Annotated in this window: 17 protein-coding genes; 13 read left to right on the top strand and 4 right to left on the bottom strand. The window is 66.3% G+C overall.

Features of this window, described 5'->3' with window-relative positions; all coding sequences use genetic code 11:
* Positions 1-3: 3 nt before the first annotated feature.
* The 7 genes from ASD86_RS18645 (at position 4) to ASD86_RS18615 (ending at position 7096) form a co-directional block, all read left to right on the top strand.
* On the top strand, positions 4-1020 hold the full coding sequence (locus ASD86_RS18645; protein WP_056114048.1) for an amidohydrolase family protein: 1017 nt from the start codon (positions 4-6) through the stop codon (positions 1018-1020).
* Between the two features lie 43 nt (positions 1021-1063).
* Complete coding sequence (locus tag ASD86_RS18640; RefSeq protein WP_157476836.1) at positions 1064-1450, top strand: hypothetical protein; 387 nt, start codon at positions 1064-1066, stop codon at positions 1448-1450.
* Positions 1451-1532: 82 nt separating this feature from the next.
* The gene (gene kynU, locus ASD86_RS18635) at positions 1533-2819 is read left to right on the top strand and encodes a kynureninase (RefSeq protein ID WP_056114044.1); all 1287 of its coding nucleotides are present in this window, start codon (positions 1533-1535) and stop codon (positions 2817-2819) included.
* Between the two features lie 83 nt (positions 2820-2902).
* Positions 2903-3238, top strand: a complete 336-nt coding sequence (locus tag ASD86_RS18630) for a GIY-YIG nuclease family protein (RefSeq protein ID WP_343123611.1) — start codon at positions 2903-2905, stop codon at positions 3236-3238.
* 145 nt (positions 3239-3383) lie between these two features.
* Complete coding sequence (locus tag ASD86_RS18625; protein ID WP_056114037.1) at positions 3384-4754, top strand: NAD(P)/FAD-dependent oxidoreductase; 1371 nt, start codon at positions 3384-3386, stop codon at positions 4752-4754.
* 13 nt (positions 4755-4767) lie between these two features.
* Positions 4768-6219 carry an exodeoxyribonuclease I gene (gene sbcB, locus ASD86_RS18620; RefSeq protein ID WP_056114034.1) on the top strand — a complete coding sequence of 484 codons (1452 nt, stop codon included), beginning with the start codon at positions 4768-4770 and terminating at the stop codon, positions 6217-6219.
* A gap of 190 nt (positions 6220-6409) precedes the next feature.
* Positions 6410-7096: a DUF2461 domain-containing protein gene (locus tag ASD86_RS18615; protein WP_056114031.1), complete on the top strand. Its 687-nt coding sequence runs from the start codon at positions 6410-6412 to the stop codon at positions 7094-7096.
* Between the two features lie 125 nt (positions 7097-7221).
* Here ASD86_RS18615 and ASD86_RS18610 read toward each other — a convergent pair whose 3' ends face one another.
* Positions 7222-7440: a hypothetical protein gene (locus tag ASD86_RS18610; protein ID WP_056114028.1), complete on the bottom strand. Its 219-nt coding sequence runs from the start codon at positions 7438-7440 to the stop codon at positions 7222-7224.
* Between the two features lie 448 nt (positions 7441-7888).
* Here ASD86_RS18610 and ASD86_RS18605 point away from each other — a divergent pair, with 448 nt between their 5' ends.
* From ASD86_RS18605 to ASD86_RS18585, 5 genes are all read left to right on the top strand, one after another.
* Entirely contained in the window at positions 7889-9046 is a 1158-nt protein-coding gene (locus ASD86_RS18605; RefSeq protein ID WP_056114025.1) for an MFS transporter, read from the top strand.
* Between the two features lie 431 nt (positions 9047-9477).
* Complete coding sequence (locus ASD86_RS18600) at positions 9478-10329, top strand: hypothetical protein (protein ID WP_157476933.1); 852 nt, start codon at positions 9478-9480, stop codon at positions 10327-10329.
* An 11-nt stretch (positions 10330-10340) separates the two neighbouring features.
* Positions 10341-11516, top strand: coding sequence for a DUF4785 domain-containing protein (locus tag ASD86_RS18595; protein WP_056114020.1), 1176 nt, complete (start codon positions 10341-10343; stop codon positions 11514-11516).
* A gap of 240 nt (positions 11517-11756) precedes the next feature.
* Positions 11757-12308, top strand: coding sequence for a DUF2939 domain-containing protein (locus tag ASD86_RS18590; protein WP_056114016.1), 552 nt, complete (start codon positions 11757-11759; stop codon positions 12306-12308).
* A 208-nt stretch (positions 12309-12516) separates the two neighbouring features.
* Positions 12517-12906, top strand: a complete 390-nt coding sequence (locus ASD86_RS18585) for a lysozyme inhibitor LprI family protein (RefSeq protein WP_036104107.1) — start codon at positions 12517-12519, stop codon at positions 12904-12906.
* Between the two features lie 732 nt (positions 12907-13638).
* On the opposite strand, the gene ASD86_RS18580 is transcribed toward ASD86_RS18585, so the two are convergent.
* Complete coding sequence (locus tag ASD86_RS18580; RefSeq protein ID WP_056114013.1) at positions 13639-14559, bottom strand: 5'-nucleotidase; 921 nt, start codon at positions 14557-14559, stop codon at positions 13639-13641.
* A gap of 241 nt (positions 14560-14800) precedes the next feature.
* Here ASD86_RS18580 and ASD86_RS18575 point away from each other — a divergent pair, with 241 nt between their 5' ends.
* Positions 14801-16177, top strand: coding sequence for an amino acid permease (locus tag ASD86_RS18575; RefSeq protein ID WP_056114010.1), 1377 nt, complete (start codon positions 14801-14803; stop codon positions 16175-16177).
* A gap of 160 nt (positions 16178-16337) precedes the next feature.
* Here ASD86_RS18575 and ASD86_RS18570 read toward each other — a convergent pair whose 3' ends face one another.
* Together ASD86_RS18570 and ASD86_RS18565 are read right to left on the bottom strand one after the other, a co-directional pair.
* Positions 16338-16688: a hypothetical protein gene (locus ASD86_RS18570; RefSeq protein WP_056114007.1), complete on the bottom strand. Its 351-nt coding sequence runs from the start codon at positions 16686-16688 to the stop codon at positions 16338-16340.
* A gap of 7 nt (positions 16689-16695) precedes the next feature.
* Positions 16696-17475 (bottom strand): NAD kinase, encoded by a 780-nt coding sequence (locus ASD86_RS18565; RefSeq protein WP_056114004.1) that lies wholly within the window; start codon positions 17473-17475, stop codon positions 16696-16698.
* Positions 17476-17565 lie beyond the last annotated feature (90 nt).

Genomic DNA, 17565 nt, shown 5'->3' with positions numbered 1-17565 from the left:
GCTATGTCAGTGCTCAAGATCGACACCCACGCCCATTACCTGCCGCGCGACTGGCCCGACCTGGCGCGCAAGTACGGCGACGACCGCTTTCCGGTGATCCATCACACCGACGACGGCCGTCATCGCATCTACAAGGACGGCAAGTTCTTCCGCGAGATCTGGTCGAAGACCTGGGACCCGCAGGAACGCGTCGACGATTACGCGCGTTTCGGCGTGCAGGTGCAGGTGATCAGCACCGTGCCGGTGATGTTCAGTTACTGGGCCAAGGCCAATCAGGCGCTGGACCTGCATCAATCGCTCAACGACCACATGGCCGCGACCTGTCGCGAGCATCCGCGCCATTACGCCGGCATCGGCACGGTGCCGCTGCAGTCGCCGCGTCTGGCCGTGCAGGAACTCGAACGCTGCATGGATCAGCTGGGTCTGCAGGGATGTCAGATCGGCAGCCACGTCAACGACTGGAATCTCGACGCGCCGGAGTTGTTCGAATTCTTCGAAGCCGCCGCCGATCTCGGCGCGGCGATCCTGGTCCATCCCTGGGACATGATGGGGACGCCGAGCATGCCCAAGTACTGGCTGCCGTGGCTGGTCGGCATGCCCGCCGAGCAATCGCGCGCGGCCTGCTGCCTGGTGTTCGGCGGCGTGCTCGAACGCCTGCCGAAGTTGAAGATCTGCCTGGCCCACGGCGGCGGCAGCTTCCCTTACACCATCGGCCGGATCGAACACGGCTTCAACATGCGACCCGATCTGGTCGCCACCGACAACCCGCGCAATCCGCGCGATTATCTGTCGCAGTTGTATTTCGATTCGTGGGTCGCCGACCCGCGCGCGCTGCAATACCTGCTCGACACCTGCGGCGTGTCGCGGGTGATGCTCGGCACCGACTATCCGTTCCCGCTCGGCGAACAATCGCCCGGCGCCGGCATCGCTTCGTTGCAGTTAGGCGAGGTCGATCAGGCGCGGCTGTATCACGGCACCGCGCTGGAATGGCTCGGCTTGTCGAAAGCACGGTTCGACTAGGCGCGTCCGGTCGCGCCGCCCGCTCATGATCGATACCGATAGCTTGCTCGCCGCGATCGAGTCCACGGCGTGGCACCTGCGCCAGCGCGACCAAGATGACGATGAAGACCTCATCGCCCAGTATCTCGATTGGCGCGACCAGCCACCCTTCGATTCGGACTGGGCCGCCGCCGATGCCTTGGTCCAAGCGCGCAAGCTCGACCTCTCGCCCCAGTCCGTCGAAACGATCGACGCGCAGTCCAGGCAAGTGCGTCAGACCGCGTTCGCGCGGGCGTTGCGGGTCAGTGAGCACGACGAATTGGCCGCATACCTGTCCGACGACGCCGGGCTGATATTCGAATCCGACCGGCTCGGCATCGACTCGGCCTGGATCACCGCGTTGCTACGCCGCTACGAACGCCACGCGGCGCCGTTCGGAGCTTTGCTTTGATCACACTCGCCTGCCTCGACCTCGCCCGCCCGTCCCCGCGCCCATCGCGCCACGCCCGCCCACGCAGCGAAGCTACTCACTCATGACCGAATTGCACTCACCCGCTCACGCCGCCGCCCTCGATGCGGCCGATCCCTTGCCGACGCTGCGCGCGGAGTTCCTGATCCCACGCCACGCAGATGAAGAGCAGGCGTACTTCGTCGGCAACTCGCTCGGCCTGCAACCGCGCGGCGCACGCGCGCATGTCGAGGAAGTGCTGGACAAGTGGGCGATGGAAGCGGTCGAAGGCCATTTCACCGGCCAGGCGCAGTGGATGCCGTACCACGAACTCGTGCGCGAACCGCTGGCGCGGCTGGTCGGCGCGCTGCCGAGCGAAGTGATCGCGATGAACTCGCTGACCGCGAATCTGCATTTGATGATGGTCAGCTTCTACCGCCCCACCCGCGAACGGCCGGCGATCCTGATTGAGGCCGGTTCGTTTCCGTCCGATCGTTATGCGGTGGCGTCGCAGATCGCCTTCCATGGCTTCGATCCCGACACCGATCTGATCGAGATCGAGCCCGATGAACCTGGCGGGTTGATCTCGATGGCGAGCATCGAGCGCGCGATCGCCGAATACGGCCCGCGCCTGGCCCTGGTGCTGTGGCCCGGCGTGCAGTACCGCAGCGGTCAGGCCTTCGACCTCGACGCAATCGTGCGGCTGGCGCATGCGCAGGGCGCGGTGTGCGGGTTCGATCTGGCGCATGGCGTGGGCAATCTGGAACTGGGCCTGCACGACAGCGGCGTCGATTTCGCGGTCTGGTGCCATTACAAATATCTGAACTCCGGCCCCGGCGCGGTCGCCGGCTGCTTTGTTCACGACCGTCACGCACGCAGCGAGCTGCCGCGTTTCGCCGGCTGGTGGGGGCACGAAGCGACGACCCGGTTCCGCATGGGGCCGCAATTCGTGCCGACCCCAGGCGCGGAAGGCTGGCAACTGAGCAACCCGCCGATCCTCGGCTTGGCGCCGCTGCGCGCCTCGTTGGACCTGTTCGACCGCGTCGGCATGCGCGCCCTGCGCGAAAAATCCCTGCGCCTGACCGGTTACCTGGAAACGCTGATCCGCGCGCGTCTGGCCGATACCTTGGACATCGTGACCCCGGCCGATCCGGGCCAGCGCGGTTGCCAGCTGTCGTTGCGGGTGATCGGCGGTCGTGGTCTCAGCGGCCGCGCGGCGGGGCGCGATCTGTTCGATTACTTGGCGCGCAACGGCGTGCTGGGCGATTGGCGCGAACCGGATGTAATCCGGATTTCGCCTGCACCGCTCTATAACACGCATGGGGATGTGTCGAGGTTTGTGGCGGCGGTTGAGGGTTGGCGGGCCGCGTGATCCTCAACAATGTCACCTCCATGAATATAGAACATCCGACAACCACGTAACTCCAAACCGTCATTCCCGCCAAGGCGGGAGTGTTGAAAACTGGAGAGACGCATTACTTTCAGGTCGTCATTCCCGCGAAGGCGGGAATCCAGAGTGAGGCCGATGTGTCGAGATCGCCCGCCGTTTACCTGCTCGCCAGCGCCAAACGCGGCACCTTGTACACCGGCGTCACCTCCGACTTGATTCAACGAGTGTGGCAACATCGGGAACACTTGACGGCGGGCTTCACCGATCGTTACGACGTGGACCGGCTAGTGTGGTACGAAATGCACGAAACCATGGAAAGCGCGATCCTGCGCGAGAAACGCCTGAAGAAATGGAATCGCGAATGGAAGATTCGGCTGATCGAGCAGACCAATCCGGAATGACGGGACTTGTGGAACGACATCGTGGCGATACGCTGAAGTCTCTGGATTCCCGCCTTCGCGGGAATGACGATTTCGGGGGCTTCGTTGCCGCTCAGCCCATGATTTCTTGCAGTAAGTTTATAGTCGCGACCAGAGACTCCATTCCTTGAACGCACCCACCCACCCCAAGCACATCACCCTCATCGGCGCGGGCCTGGCCGGCGCCCTGCTCGCCACCCTGCTCGCGCGGCGCGGCTGGCAGGTCGACGTGTACGAGAAACGCGGCGATCCGCGCCTGCAGGGCTATCAGGGCGGGCGTTCGATCAACCTCGCCCTGGCCGAGCGCGGCCGCCACGCACTGCGTCTGGCCGGCGCGGACGAGGCGGTGATGGCGCAGGCGGTGATGATGCGCGGGCGCATGGTGCATTTTCTCGACGGACGCACCGATCTGCAGCGCTACGGCCGCGACGACAGCGAGGTCATCTGGTCGGTGCATCGCGGCGAGTTGAACCTGATCCTGCTGCAGATCGCCGAAGACGCCGGGGCCAGGCTGCATTTCCATCGCGGCCTGAGCGAGGTCGATTTCGACCAGCGCATCGCCCGCTTCGTCGACGATCGCGATGGCGGCACACACGAAATCGTCTTCGACAGCCTGGTCGGCGCCGACGGCGCGGGCTCGGCGCTGCGTGGAGCGATGAAGCAGGCGACCGATCTGGGCGAGCGCACCGAGTTCCTTGGCCATTCCTACAAGGAACTGGAAATCCCGCCCTCGCCCGACGGCGGTTTCAGCATCGAACCCAATGCGCTGCATATCTGGCCGCGCGGCCGTTATATGTGCATCGCGCTGCCGAACGACGAACGCACCTTCACCGTCACCTTGTTCCTGCCCAACGAAGGCGATCCGAGTTTCCAGACCGTCCGCGACGGCGCCGACGCGCGCGCCTTGTTCGAACGCGACTTCGCCGATGCGCTGCCGTTGATTCCGAACCTGGAACACGATTTCGAACACAACCCGGCCGGTCTGCTGGCGACCTTGTACCTGGACCGCTGGCATCTGGACGATCGCGCGGTGCTGCTCGGTGACGCCGCGCACGCGATGGTGCCGTTCCACGGCCAGGGCATGAACTGCGCGTTCGAGGACTGCATTGCCCTGGCCGAGCATTTGCTCGCCGGCAACGACCGCGCCGATGCATTCGCCGCATTCCAGCAACAACGCCTGCCCAGTACCCGCGCTATCCAGGCGATGGCGCTGGAAAACTATCTGGAAATGCGCGACCGCGTCGACAACGACGACTACCTGCTGCAGCGCGCACTGGAGCACGAACTCGCCCAGCGCCACCCCGAACGCTTCATGCCGCGTTACGCGATGGTGACCTTTCACCGCATGCCGTACGAGGTCGCGTTCGAACGCGGCCAGCGCCAGCGCGAGTTGCTGGTCGAACTGACCGCCGGCCACGAACGCCTGGACACGCTCGACTGGGACCACGTCGACGCGCTGGTGCGCGAACGTCTGTCGCCCCTGCCCACGGACGAATGAGCGCCGACTGACCATGCCCGCCAGCTTCCTGTTCTACGATCTGGAGACCTACGGCTCCGATCCGCGCACCACCCGCATCGCCCAGTTCGCGGCGATCCGCACCGACGCCGATCTCAACCAGATCGACACGCCGATCAGCGTGTTCGTCAAACCCGCCGACGACCTGCTGCCCTCGCCGATCGCCACCGTCATCACCGGGATCGCGCCGCAGGACGCGCTGCGCGACGGCGTCAGCGAAGCCGAGATCTTCGCGCTGATCTTCGACGAAATGGCGCGACCGGAGACTTGCAGCGCCGGCTACAACTCGCTGCGCTTCGACGACGAGTTCGTGCGCTACGGGTTGTTCCGCAATTTCTACGACCCGTACGAACGCGAGTGGCGCGGCGGCAATTCGCGTTGGGACCTGCTCGACGTGCTGCGGCTGGCGCATGCGCTGCGACCCGACGGCGTCGTCTGGCCCAAACGCGAGGACGGCGCGACTTCGTTCAAGCTCGAACACCTGGCCGAGGCCAACGGCGTGCGCGAAGGCGACGCTCACGAGGCGCTGTCGGACGTGCGCGCGCTGATCGGCATCGCGCGCAAATTCAAGGCCGCCCAGCCCAAGTTGTGGGAATACGCGCTGCGTCTGCGCGACAAGCGCTTCGCCGGCTCGCTGCTCGACGTGATCGCGATGACCCCGGCCCTGCACGTGTCGCAGCGTTATCCCGCCGCGCGGATGTGCGCCGCGCCGGTGATTCCGCTCGCTCGGCATCCGCGCATCGACAATCGCGTGCTGGTGTTCGATCTGGCCCAGGATCCGGCCGCGCTGCTGCGCCTGGCGCCCGACGAAATCGCCGACCGCCTGTACACGCCGACCGCCGACCTGCCCGAAGGCGAGGAACGCATCGCGCTCAAGGAAGTGCATCTGAATCGTTGCCCGGCGCTGATCGCGTGGAATCATCTGCGACCGGCCGATTTCGAACGCCTGCAGATCGATCCGGCCCAGGTCGGACGCCATGCCGCGCAGATCCGCGAGGCCGGGCCGGAACTGGTCGAAAAGGTCCGCCGGGTGTATGCGAACGATCGAGCGCGCGATCCCTCGGACGTCGACGCCTCGCTGTACGACGCCTTCATCGGCGACGGCGATAAGCGCCTGTTCCGCAACGTGCGCACCACCGCGCCCGAAGCGCTGGCCAAGGCCGCGTTCGAATTCCGCGACACGCGCCTGCCCGAACTGCTGTTCCGCTACCGCGCGCGCAACTGGCCGCATACCCTCAGCGCGGCCGAGCGCGAGCGTTGGGACGCCTATCGTCGTCATCGCCTGGTCGACGACTCGGGTCTGTCGGAGTTCAACTTCGAACGCTTCGCGATCGAGCTGCAGCAAGCCCGCGCGATGGTCGGCGAAGACGGAGCCAAGCAGGCCCTGCTCGATCGGCTTGAGGATTGGGCAGGCGCGATCGAGCGCGATCTGAACGCTTCAGGGTGAACCGCGCCGTCTGCGGACGGGGGCGCAAAGCCGCGATTCGGCTCGGCGTCTCTTGGATTTTGCGTATCCATCGCTATTTTGTGGGGATCGAACGAATCCGCCCCGGGCCCGTCGCGACACAGGTCAATGACCTGGACGCCGCGCCGCATCGTTCGCCCCACCTTTCGCTCCGAGCTTTCGAGACTGCCGCATGAGCCGATACTTCTCCGATGCCAGCTTCAAGTTCCTGCGTTCGCTGGCGCGCAACAACAATCGCGAATGGTTTCACGAGCACAAGGCCGCCTACGAGAGCCATGTGCGTGGCCCGTTCCTGCGCCTGCTGACCGATCTGCAGCCGGCGCTGGCCGAGATCAGCCCGCATTACCGCAGCGAGCCCAAGAACGTCGGCGGTTCGCTGTTCCGTATCCATCGCGACACCCGTTTCGCCAACGACAAGGCGCCGTACAAGAGTTGGCAAGGCGCGCGCCTGTTCCATGAGCGCAAGCGTCAGGTCGAAGCGCCGTCGTTCTACATCCACCTGCAGGGCGGCGAATGCTTCATCGCCTCGGGCGTGTGGCATCCCGAGCCCGATTCGCTGCGCAAGATCCGTCACTTCGTGCTCGACAACCCGGGCAGCTGGAAGGCGGCCGCGCACGATCCCAAGTTCCGCAAGCGCTACGACCTCGACGACAGCGAGATGCTGACCCGCGCGCCGCGCGGTTTCCCGGCCGAGTTCGAATTCGCCGAGGATCTGCGGCGCAAGAATTTCGTGGCGTTACGATCGATCGACGACGACACCATGACTGGGCCGCGGTTGCTCAAGACGCTGGAGAAGGATCTGGCCGGGCTGGCGCCGTTTACCGACTACTTGTGCGCCGCGTTGGATCTGGAGTTCTGAAGTCGGGTTCCATCCGCGATCGCGGCGCACGACCTTCGCGAAGAGCCGCAAACGGTCGATCTCTCAGGCCCGATGCGAATCGGCGGCGGGTGCTCTCCGCCGCCGATTCGTCGCACCGCTCGCGACTACGGGCAGTTGAGATAGGTCACGTGGACCGAGTCGCCGAACTCGCCTTCGCTGTTGAAAAAGCCGTCGCAATCGCGCTGCGCCCAGCCCACTTCAGTGCCGTTGCGGTAATAGGTATGACGTTCGCCGATCTCGACCCGGACGATGTTGGCCGAAGCGGTGGTGACGATCGCGATCAAGGCCAGTCCCAGGCCGAACAGCAGCTTCTTGCTTCGCATTTCTCAGCTCCTTGCTGTGGATGCCGGCTGGGTTGCCGGCGAGGTCGATGCTAGCAGTGCGGTGTCGGGGCGGTTGCCGGGACGCGGGATGGGGTTCGCGGGGCACTGTTGACGATTGGGTTCCGGGGCTAAAAGCGAATCCCCCCTGCCCCCCTTTTCCAAAGGGGGGAACAGCAAAAATCATGACCCTGCACGGCCGAGCGAATCACTGAGTCATGCAATCGCACGCGAATCCCATCGCCCACTTTGTAAAAGGGGGCAAACGCCCGGCGCGAGCACGAAGCTGAAGCGTTCCACAGCGCGGGGGATTCGCTTTTGCTTTTGCAGTTGCTTGGCTTTTACCCGCTACACCAGCGATAAACCTACGCAAACGCTCCGCAGATCGCCCCGACAAACCCCAAGCTTCCGGTATCGTGACCGCTCCGCCCCACACCGCCGCGAGCCGCGCTTGTCTCCCGCCGAATTCCGCCGCTACGCGCTGTTCTACCTCGGCTACTACGGCGCGCTGGGCGCCTACACCCCCTACATCGGCCGCTGGGTCAGCGCCAACGGCCACGGCGGTTATGCGGTCGGAGCGATGCTGGCGCTGTGGTACGGCGGCCGCATCCTGGCGCCGCCGACCTGGGCGCGGCAGGTCGCGCGCAGTCCCGCGCCGGGGCACTGGCTGGTCGCCGGTTGCGCCTTGGCACTGGCGGTGTTCGCCGCGTTCACCCGCTTCGACCACGGCCTGATGCTGTTCGTGGTCATGGGCGTGTTCGCGCTGTTCTTCAACGCGGTGATGCCGCAGTTCGAGGCGATGACCTTGAACGCACTGGGCACGCGCAATCACGACTACGGCAAGATCCGCATGTGGGGATCGGTCGGTTTTCTGCTGGTCGCGGCGAGCTACGGCTGGCTGCTCGACCGGCTCGGCAACGATGCCTTCATCTGGCTCACTTTGCCGTGGCTGGCTTTGACCGCCGCGGCCGCGTGGCTGCACCGCGCCGATCCGCCTGCGCCCGCGATCGATCCGGGCGTGGCCCGCGAACGCCTGTGGCGACGCCCCGGCACGCGCCGCCTGCTATGCACCGCGCTGCTGATGCAACTGGGTTTCGGCCCGTTCTATGTGTTCTACACCTTGCAACTGCAGGCGCACGGCCACGACGGTTTCGCGGTCGGGCTGCTGTGGGCGATCGGGGTGATCTGCGAGATCGCGATGTTCTGGCAGGCGCCGCGACTGGTGCAGCGCTTCGGCGCGCACAAGCTAATGGCGGCGTGCCTGATCGCGACCGCGTTGCGCTGGACGCTGGTGGCCTTCTTCGCCGATTCCTTCGCCTGGATGGCGTTGGCGCAGACCGGACATGCGCTGAGCTTCGCCGCGTTCCACGCCGGCTGCATGCGACGCATGGCCGAGCTGTTCCCGGCGCGCCGTGACATGGCCTCCGCGCAAGGCATGCTGTACGGCTTCAGCGGCGGTATCGGCGGCGTACTCGGCGCCGGCATGGCGGCCTTCGCCTGGCAACACGGCGGTGGCACCGCGGCGTTCGTGGCCGGTGCGGCTTGTGCGTTGATCGCGTTGTGCGTGCATCTGGCCACGCAGCGATTTGCACGGCCGGTGCCTGCCTGAGATAGGCATCGCTCTACAGCGAAAGCTGACCCGCCTGATCGTCCAAACGGTTTCCGCATCGCTGCATGCGGCTTCTACACCGCGCCTGCGCAGCAAAGCCGTCGGACGAATCACGCCGCACTCGCCTAGTCGGCGACCGCGCTGACCTGGCGTGTTGCGATGATCCCCGGCGCCCACTTGCGCTGGCGTTTTTCGCAACTGTGCGCACCGTCGTTTCGCGATCGACCCGCGGTCACGCTTTGCTTCGATTGCATGGCGCATTGCCGCATGACAGCAACATTCGGCTACGTATGCTCGATCGACCGCCGCGCAGGGACGCCGCGGCCAACGACCGGGGGCATGCGGGCACGACGCCGGCGCAGGACGTTCTCGGCAATCGGGGAGGATTCATGGATAAGTTTTCAATCGCGCGGCGGCCCTTGGCCGCGGCGATGCTGGCGGCCGCGTCGTTGCTCGCCGCGCCGCTGGCCGCGAACGCCGCCGCCACCGGCGTCGCCTTCGTTCACGGCACCGGCAATCAGAGCAACGCGTATCAGGATTACTGGCAGCCGGCGATGGTCGACAGCGTGCGCGGCGGCCTGGCCAATCCGTCCAACTTCGTCGTCATCAACTGCGATTTCGAGCAGTACATGTGGGACAGCCGCGCCGCCGGCTGTCTCGCCCAGCAACTGACCAGTTTCATCAGCGCCAAGGGCATCACCCAGCTGATCGTGATCACCCATTCCAACGGCGGCAACGTGATGCGCTGGATCATGTCGAATCCGACTTACGACAGCCGCTATCCGAACATCATCAGCAAGATCGTGCGGGTCAACGCGATCGCGCCGTCCTCGGCCGGCACGCCGCTGGCCGATGCGGCGATGAACGGCAACGGCTTCGAACAGGCGGTGGGCTGGCTGCTGGGCTACAAGTCCGACGCGGTGAAGATGCAGCAGGTCAGCTGGATGGCGACCTACAACGCCAACAATCTGTACGGCACCGCCGGTCGTCCCGCGTTGCCGAAGACCTTCCGCAGCGTGGTCGGCACCGACGTGGATTCGTCGCCGTTCGACAGCGACAGCTACTGCGGCGGTTATCCCGAGAACGTCGGCCTGGAAACCACCCAGAACTGGTTGAACAGTTGTTCCGACGGCTTCCTCAACTGCTCCAGCCAGTCGGCCGCGGGCAGCGTGTGGTTCCAGGACAAGCAGCGCACCGCCGGCGCCGAACCGCTCAGCCACAACCAGAGCCGGCGCGCCTGCTTCAACCTCAACACCATCCTGCGCAGCGACATGACCCCATGAGGCCGACGACCATGCGAACCCTTTTGACTCTCGCCCTGCTCGCCGCGCTGTCGAACGCACATGCAGCCGATGCGCCGATGTTGCCGGCGACGACCTCCGATCAAGTGCCGCAACGTCTGGCGGTGCTGGCCGCGCCAAAGAGCGCGGCCGAACGCGCGCCGGTGCAGTTTTCCTGGGCGCTCGATCCCAACGCCGCGCTGACCAGCGACGCGAAACCGGCGGTGATCGAAAGCCGCGAGTACTGGCAGGAAACCGACGGCGCCGCGCTGCAACGCGGGCTCGATATCGCCACCAGCGCGCCGGGCGCGTTGATCCGGGTCAGCCCGGTCACCGGCGCGGCCAAGGTGTCGGCCGATTCGGTGCGGATCAGCCGCGCCGGACGCGCTGTCCGCGCGGCCAAGCGCACCGACGCGGCGCAGTTGCAGTCCGCCGGGCTGGCGGTCGGCGAAGGCACCGCCGCGGTGCAGCTCGCCGACGAGGCCGGCGCCGGGCATTACGCGGTGCAGGTCGCGCAGGCGCGCGGCCGCTACGTGGTGCATGTGTTCGAACCGCGCAGCGAGGTGCGCCTGCTCGCGGCGCTGAGTCACGACCATGGCCTCGCCGGCACCAGCCGCGAAGTGGTGGTCGATCTGCAGCGCGGCGATACCCGGCTCAAGGCCCAGGGTGGCGCCTTGCTGGTTGCGCCGTCGGGCCGCAGCTGGCCGTTGAACCTGAAGGCCGGCGACGACGGTCGGTTGCGCGCGGCGGTGAGCTTGCCGAGCGATGCCGGCGAGCAGCCGCCGGGCCTGTGGGAAGTGCAGGTGTTCGCCGGCGACGGCGAAATCCAGCGCGACGCGCGCACCGCGATCGCGGTGGCGCAGCCGACCGCCAAGCTCGATGGCGGCTATCGTTTCGACGCGGCCAAGCTTAGTTTCGATCTGCCATTGCGCGCGGCTTCGCCGGGCCGTTACGAAGTGCGCGGCACCTTGTACGCCACCGGGCCCGGCCGCGCACTGCGTCCGGTCGCGATCGCGCACAGCGCACGCTGGCTGGATGGCGGCGCGGGTCGGATCGAACTCGCCTTCGATCGCGCGCAACTGGCCAAGGGTTATGGCGCGCCGTACGAGCTGCGCGATGTCGAACTCAACGACCAGAGCCGGTTGGCACCGGTCGAGCGTCGTCAGCGGGTGGCGCGGATCGCGCGGTGATTCAACAAAGCCCCTCTCCGGCTTTGCGGGAGAGGGGTTGGGGTGAGGGCACGCGAAATTACCTGCCAAGCCTCAAGCATTCGCGCAGCCCTCATCCGCCCTTCGGGCACCTTCTCCCGCAAGCGGGAGAAGGACTCGAGTACGGCTTCTATGCAAACAAGGGGCGGCTCGTCCTCTGCGCTTAAGCCCAGGTAACCCCAGCAGCGCTACTCTGGCCATCCGCAACCCGGACTGCCTTCGATGAAGAAATGGATCGCCCTGTTCGTCCTCGTCCTGGCCCTGCTGCTCGGCTATGTCGCCGCGGGCCCGTTCCTTACCGTCCATGCGATCCGCACCGCGGTCAAGGAAGGCAACACCGGCGAGCTGTCCAAGCACGTCGACTTCGCCGCGATCCGGCTCAGCCTGAAGGCCCAGGTCGAGGACTACATCGTCCGCCGCGCCGGTCCGCAGGTGCAGTCCAGCCTGTTCGGCGCGCTGGGCCTGAGCGTGGCCAGCGGCCTGGCCGGCACCGCGGTCGATGCGATCGCCACGCCGATGGGCATCGGCGCGGTGCTCGAAGGCCGCAAGGTGTTCAAGCGCTTCGACGGCAGCGCCGCCCGCCGCGACGCCTACGAACCGGTGGCGCCGGCCGAGCCGCTCAAGGACCTGAGTTACCGCTACGAGTCGCCATCGCGCTTCACCGCCACGGTCAACAACGCCGACGGCGATCCGGTGGTGTTCGTGCTGACCCGCAAGGGCCTGAGCTGGCAGGTTACCGACGTGCGTTTGCCGATGGACAAGCTGCTGCCCTGAGTCCCGGCGAAGCGGTCCGACGGTCGCTCGCGAAGACGCCGAGGGCCCGAGCGTCGCACCGAGCGTGGTCCCGATCCCGCTCGCGCTGGCCTGCGTATTGCGACAGCGTGCATACTTCGCGCGGGCCCGCTTCGGTTATCCGCGGCGGGCTGGGACAGGCTAGTCCCGTATCGATCGCCACCTCAGTACCCCTTTGGACAGGAACGCCATGAAAACCATCTTCTGCGCCGCGGCGCTCGGCCTGCTCGGCCTCGCCTCTTTCGCCGCCAACGCCCAGGGCGAGTGCGACAAGTACCGCACCAGCTACGACAAGACCTACTGCTTCGCCAAGCTGTTCCTGGAGTCGGACAAGGAGCTCAACACCGCCTACAAAGATCTGCGCGCGGTGGCCAAGGAAGCCGCCAATCAGAAGCTCAAGGCGACCCAGCTGGACTGGATCAAGTACCGCGACGCCACCTGTGAGTCCTCGGGCAGCATCAACGTCGACTGCAACTACCGGGTCAACCGCGAGCGCACCGAGTACCTGCGCGACCGCGCCCGCGAGTGCAAGGCCGGCACCTGCCGCGACGAGATGATCGGCAAGAAGTCCTGGAACTGATCGGATCGCGATCGCTTCGTCCGGGCTCGTACCGATCGAGGCGATGCGGATATTGACCGACGCGATGGATTGAGCGCGCTCGGCGGTTTCTCGAATGCATAACGGCGGGTCGGAAACGGCCTGCCGTTTTCTTTGGGCCGGTGGTGGTGGCTGGAAACGCCCGCTTATGTTTTTGCGCCCCGACGGTTGCGGGATCTGCCGTGTTATCGCGCGACGGCTGTGGGATGCGTTGTTGATGCGGGTGCGCCGATTGCGTGGCGAACGGCGCGCCTTGCGTCGGTTGTGTCGGTCGTGTCGATTGCGCCGGCAAGCGAGGTGTCGCGGTCGCNNNNCGCTCCTACAGGGCGCGATCAAGGTTTCGTATCTACCTGTAGGAGCGGCGCAAGCCGCGACCGCGACAACTCGATTACCGCGAACGCAATCACCGCGCGGCATGTCGCGACAACCCGCTTTTGCCCCCTTTGCAAAAGGGGGCGGCGACCGCGCAGCGGACGCGGGGGATTCGCTTTTGGTTTTGTTGTTGCGGTTGCTCTGGCTTAGAGCAACAAAGCAAAAGCGAATCCCCCCTGCCCCCCTTTTCCAAAGGGGGGAAAACCGATCTGGTGGGTTTGCCTCGAACTCGATCGTTCATCGCCCACACCCATCCGCCCACACCGCTCAACGCCGGGCACCGGGCGCGACCGCCGTCAATCGTCGTCAATCGTCGTCAATCATGCCCAGACAAACCCGCCCTCAACGATTCGCAACCCCGTGCGGCACATGCCCCGCCGCGACGTGATCGCGCGCCGACAGGATGTTGTGCTCGGAATCGTCGAAGAAGATGTCGGCGCCGAACGCTTCCAGGAACGGGCCCTTGGAACGCCCGCCGAGGAACAGCGCTTCGTCAAGGCGGATGCCCCACTCGCGCAAGGTACGAATCACCCGCTCGTGCGCCGGCACCGAGCGCGCGGTGACCAGCGCGGTGCGGATCGGCGCGTCCTGGCCGACCGGGAACGCCTTCTGCAGGCGATGCAGGGCATCCAGGAAGCCGCGGAACGGCCCGCCCGACAGCGGTTCGCCGGCGTGGCTGCGTTCGTGTTCGGCGAATGCGGCCAGGCCGCCCTCGCGCGAAACCCGCTCGCCTTCGTCGTCGAAGATCACCGCGTCGCCGTCGAAGGCGATGCGCAACTGGTCCGGACGCAGATGCGGCGCCAGCCGCGACGGCGGAATCGCCGGCAACAAGGTCGCCGCGGCGACGCCAGCGGCCAATGCGGCGCTGACGTCCTCGGCGTTGGCCGACAGGAACAGGTCGGCGCCGAACGGGCGGATGTAGGGAAAAGGCGGCGCGCCGTTGCTGAAGGCCGCGCGCTTGATCGACAGGCCGTGATGGGCGATCGAATTGAAGATGCGCAGGCCGCTGTCGGCCGAGTTGCGCGAGATCAGGATCACTTCGACCCGCGGCGCCTCGGGCGGCGCGCCCGCGTTGAGCGCGAGCAGCTTACGCACCAGCGGGAAGGCGATGCCCGGGCGCAGCACATCGTCCTCGTGCTCGCGCTGGAAATCGGCATAGGCGTCGATGCCCTCGCGTTCGAACAGCGAATGGCTCTCTTCCATGTCGAACAGGGTTCGCGAGGAGATCGCGACGATCAGGGGGTCGGCATCACGGTCGGGCATGCGGCTATTAGAACAGGAGTGAGTGGAGAGGAGTGAGGAACGAGTGAGAGCCCGCTGGCACTCCGTCTTCCGGGGACTCTCAAACTCGGCCATGCCCGGAATCGCGCGAGCCGGTAATGGCAGGAGTCAGTGGAGAAGAGTGAGGAACGAGCAGGAGCCGCCGTTACTCATTCCTCACTCCTCTCCACTCGTTTCTAGGTCCTGCTATGGTTCCGCACCGCCTCCCGGCCCGGAACCGCCCATGTCGCCCAGCCCCGCCGCACCCGCCGCCGACGCCTCGAAACTCGGCCACGCCCTGAAATCGCGCCAGCTGGTGATGATGGGCCTGGGCAGCGCGATCGGCGCCGGCTTGTTCCTCGGCTCGGGCCTGGGCGTGCAGACCGCCGGTCCGGCGGTGCTGCTGTCGTATCTGATCGCAGGCGTACTGGTCATCATCGTGATGCGCGCGCTCGGCGAAATGGCTGCGCTGCGGCCCACCAGCGGCGCGTTCTCGGTCTACGCCGCCGATGCGATGGGACCGACCGCCGGCGCCACCCTCGGTTGGCTGTGGTGGGCGCAGCTCGTGATCGTGATCGCGGCCGAATCGGTCGGCGCCGCCGGCCTGTTGGCGACGGTGTGGCCGTCGTTGTCGGTGGCGGCGGCCTCGCTGGTGTTCATGAGCGTGTTCACCGCGATCAACCTGCTCGGCGTGCGCCATTTCGGCGAGTTCGAATTCTGGTTCGCGATCCTCAAGGTCGTGGCGATCTTGGCCTTCATCGCGATCGGCGCGGCGCTGCTGCTGGGCCTGCTGCCCGACGTGCCCTCGCCGGGCCTGGGCAATTTCACCGAGCACGGCGGTTTCGCGCCCAAGGGCTGGGGCGGCATCGGCGCGGCCCTGCTGCTGGTGGTGTTCGCGTTCGGCGGCACCGAGATCGTCGCGGTCGCCGCGGCCGAAACCCAGGACCCCGAGCGCAGCATCACCCAGGCGATCCGCACCGTCGCCTGGCGCATCCTGGTGTTCTACATCGGCTCGCTGGCGGTGATCATCGCGGTGGTGCCGTGGACCAGCGAGGCGCTGAAATCGCCGTTCGCTGCGGTGCTCGATGCGGCGCGGATTCCAGGGGCGGGCACGGCCATCACCTTGGTCGCGGTGGTCGCCCTGCTGTCGGCGCTCAACGCCAATCTGTACGGCGCCTCGCGGATGATCTATTCGCTGGCCGAACGCGGCGAAGCGCCGCGCTGGCTCGCGCGCCTGACCGCTAACCGGGTACCCGTCATCGCGGTGCTGGCGAGCGTCGCGTTCGGCTTCATCGCCACCGGCCTGGAGCTGCTGTACCCGGACAAGGTGCTGCCGGCGCTGCTCAACGTGGTCGGTTCGACCTGTTTGCTGGTGTGGACCTTGTCGCTGGTCGCGCAGTTGATCCTGCGCCGCCGCGCCGACCGCGCCGGAATCGAACTGCCGTTCAAGATGTGGGCGTTCCCGTACGTGACCTGGCTGGGCCTGGCCATTCTCGGCATGGTGTTCGTGCTGGCCCTGGTCACCGAGGGCTCGCGGACCCAGTTGCTGTCGACCGTGGTGCTGACCCTGTGCATCGCCGGGATCAGCGAAATCGCGCGGCGGATGCGGGCACGGGGTTGAGGTTGCTCTATCTTCGCGCCTGCGAGCCGATCAGTTAAACGACTTCACATGTGAAGCGTAATTTACTGAATTTTATAGACTTACAAACTTAATGTAAGTTCTTAAGTCAGGCGCCAGGGCATTCAGTGCTCCGCCCATCGCCGACTCGTGCGGTAATGCCTCAATCGGCCGCCGAACCGTCCGCGGCCAACAGACGCTCCAGCCCGGCGAGCAGCAGCTTGCGCTGCGCCGCGTCCAGTCCATCGAGCTGCAGTTTGAGCGAGCCCGGCTGGCGCCAGTAGAACGCGACGCCCAGGGTCTGCCCGCCCTGCCCGTCGTGCCAGATCAACAGGCCACCGTCGTCGAGAAATGGCCGCGCCTGATCGGCCGAGGCCAGCACCTGCACGTCGCCCTCGCCGTCGATGCCGCTGATCCGCCCGGCGGCGTCGGTCAGGCGCCAGCCCAACTCCGGCAACCCGGCCAGAACCCGTTCGGCGTGGTCGGCGGCGATCAGGACTTCGTATCCGCTCATCGAGGCATCAACCGCTGGTGAACTGCTCGATCAGCATCCGCTCTTCCAGGTTGTGCTCCGGATCGAACAGCAAGGTGACCGTGCGGTCGCGCGATTCGCGGATCATGACTTCGACCACGTCGCGGACTTCGTGCGAGTCGGCGGTGGCGCTGACCGGGCGCTTGTAGGGATCGAGCACGCGAAAGCGCACTTCGGTGTCGGCCTTGAGCAAGGCGCCGCGCCAGCGCCGTGGGCGGAACGCGGCGATCGGGGTCAAGGCGATTACCGCCGAACCCAACGGCAGGATCGGTCCGTGCGCGGAGAAGTTGTAGGCGGTGCTGCCGGCCGCGGTCGCGACCAGCACGCCGTCGCAGATCAGTTCGTCGAGCCGGGTCTGGCCGTTGAGGTCGATGCGCACATGCGCGGCCTGACGGGTCTGGCGCAGCAACGAGACCTCGTTGTAGGCCAGCGAGCCGAAGGTCGCGCCCGACTCGGTCTGGGCGACCATTTCCAGCGGACGCAGTACCGCAGGTTCGGCCGCGGCGAGGCGTTCGAACAAATCGCCGGCGCCGTCGGCGTATTGGTTCATCAGGAAACCGACCGTGCCCAGCTTCATGCCGTACACCGGTTTGCCGAGCGCGCCGTGGCGGTGCAGGGTCTGCAGCATGAAGCCGTCGCCGCCGAGCGCGACCAGTACGTCGGCGTCGTTGGGTTCGTGCTGTTCGTGCTGGGTGATCAGCGCGGTCAAGGCGCGTTGCGCTTCGTCGGTATGACTGGCGAGGAAGGCGATGCGTGGCGTCGCGGTCATCGGCGGCTCCGGGAGGATGGGCTCAGCATAACCCGTGGGCCATAAAAGAACCCTTGGCAAAGCCCCCTTCTCCCGCCATGTGGGAGAAGG

The sequence above is a fragment of the Lysobacter sp. Root690 genome (genome assembly GCF_001427785.1).
In the GTDB taxonomy this organism is placed as follows: Bacteria; Pseudomonadota; Gammaproteobacteria; order Xanthomonadales; family Xanthomonadaceae; genus Lysobacter.
The sequence above is the reverse complement of the archived record's forward strand: the minus strand, read 5'-3'. Positions and strand labels throughout refer to the sequence as shown.

What these genes read in the sequence shown, in the direction of transcription:
- ASD86_RS18580 (WP_056114013.1), bottom strand. Translation starts at nt 14,559, where the DNA reads ATGCCCGACCGTGATGCCGACCCCCTGATCGTCGCGATCTCCTCGCGA.
- ASD86_RS18615 (WP_056114031.1), top strand. Translation starts at nt 6,410, where the DNA reads ATGAGCCGATACTTCTCCGATGCCAGCTTCAAGTTCCTGCGTTCGCTG.
- ASD86_RS18595 (WP_056114020.1), top strand. Translation starts at nt 10,341, where the DNA reads ATGCGAACCCTTTTGACTCTCGCCCTGCTCGCCGCGCTGTCGAACGCA.
- ASD86_RS18600 (WP_157476933.1), top strand. Translation starts at nt 9,478, where the DNA reads ATGCTGGCGGCCGCGTCGTTGCTCGCCGCGCCGCTGGCCGCGAACGCC.
- ASD86_RS18610 (WP_056114028.1), bottom strand. Translation starts at nt 7,440, where the DNA reads ATGCGAAGCAAGAAGCTGCTGTTCGGCCTGGGACTGGCCTTGATCGCG.
- ASD86_RS18570 (WP_056114007.1), bottom strand. Translation starts at nt 16,688, where the DNA reads ATGAGCGGATACGAAGTCCTGATCGCCGCCGACCACGCCGAACGGGTT.
- kynU (WP_056114044.1), top strand. Translation starts at nt 1,533, where the DNA reads ATGACCGAATTGCACTCACCCGCTCACGCCGCCGCCCTCGATGCGGCC.
- ASD86_RS18645 (WP_056114048.1), top strand. Translation starts at nt 4, where the DNA reads ATGTCAGTGCTCAAGATCGACACCCACGCCCATTACCTGCCGCGCGAC.
- ASD86_RS18585 (WP_036104107.1), top strand. Translation starts at nt 12,517, where the DNA reads ATGAAAACCATCTTCTGCGCCGCGGCGCTCGGCCTGCTCGGCCTCGCC.
- ASD86_RS18575 (WP_056114010.1), top strand. Translation starts at nt 14,801, where the DNA reads ATGTCGCCCAGCCCCGCCGCACCCGCCGCCGACGCCTCGAAACTCGGC.
- ASD86_RS18590 (WP_056114016.1), top strand. Translation starts at nt 11,757, where the DNA reads ATGAAGAAATGGATCGCCCTGTTCGTCCTCGTCCTGGCCCTGCTGCTC.
- ASD86_RS18565 (WP_056114004.1), bottom strand. Translation starts at nt 17,475, where the DNA reads ATGACCGCGACGCCACGCATCGCCTTCCTCGCCAGTCATACCGACGAA.
- sbcB (WP_056114034.1), top strand. Translation starts at nt 4,768, where the DNA reads ATGCCCGCCAGCTTCCTGTTCTACGATCTGGAGACCTACGGCTCCGAT.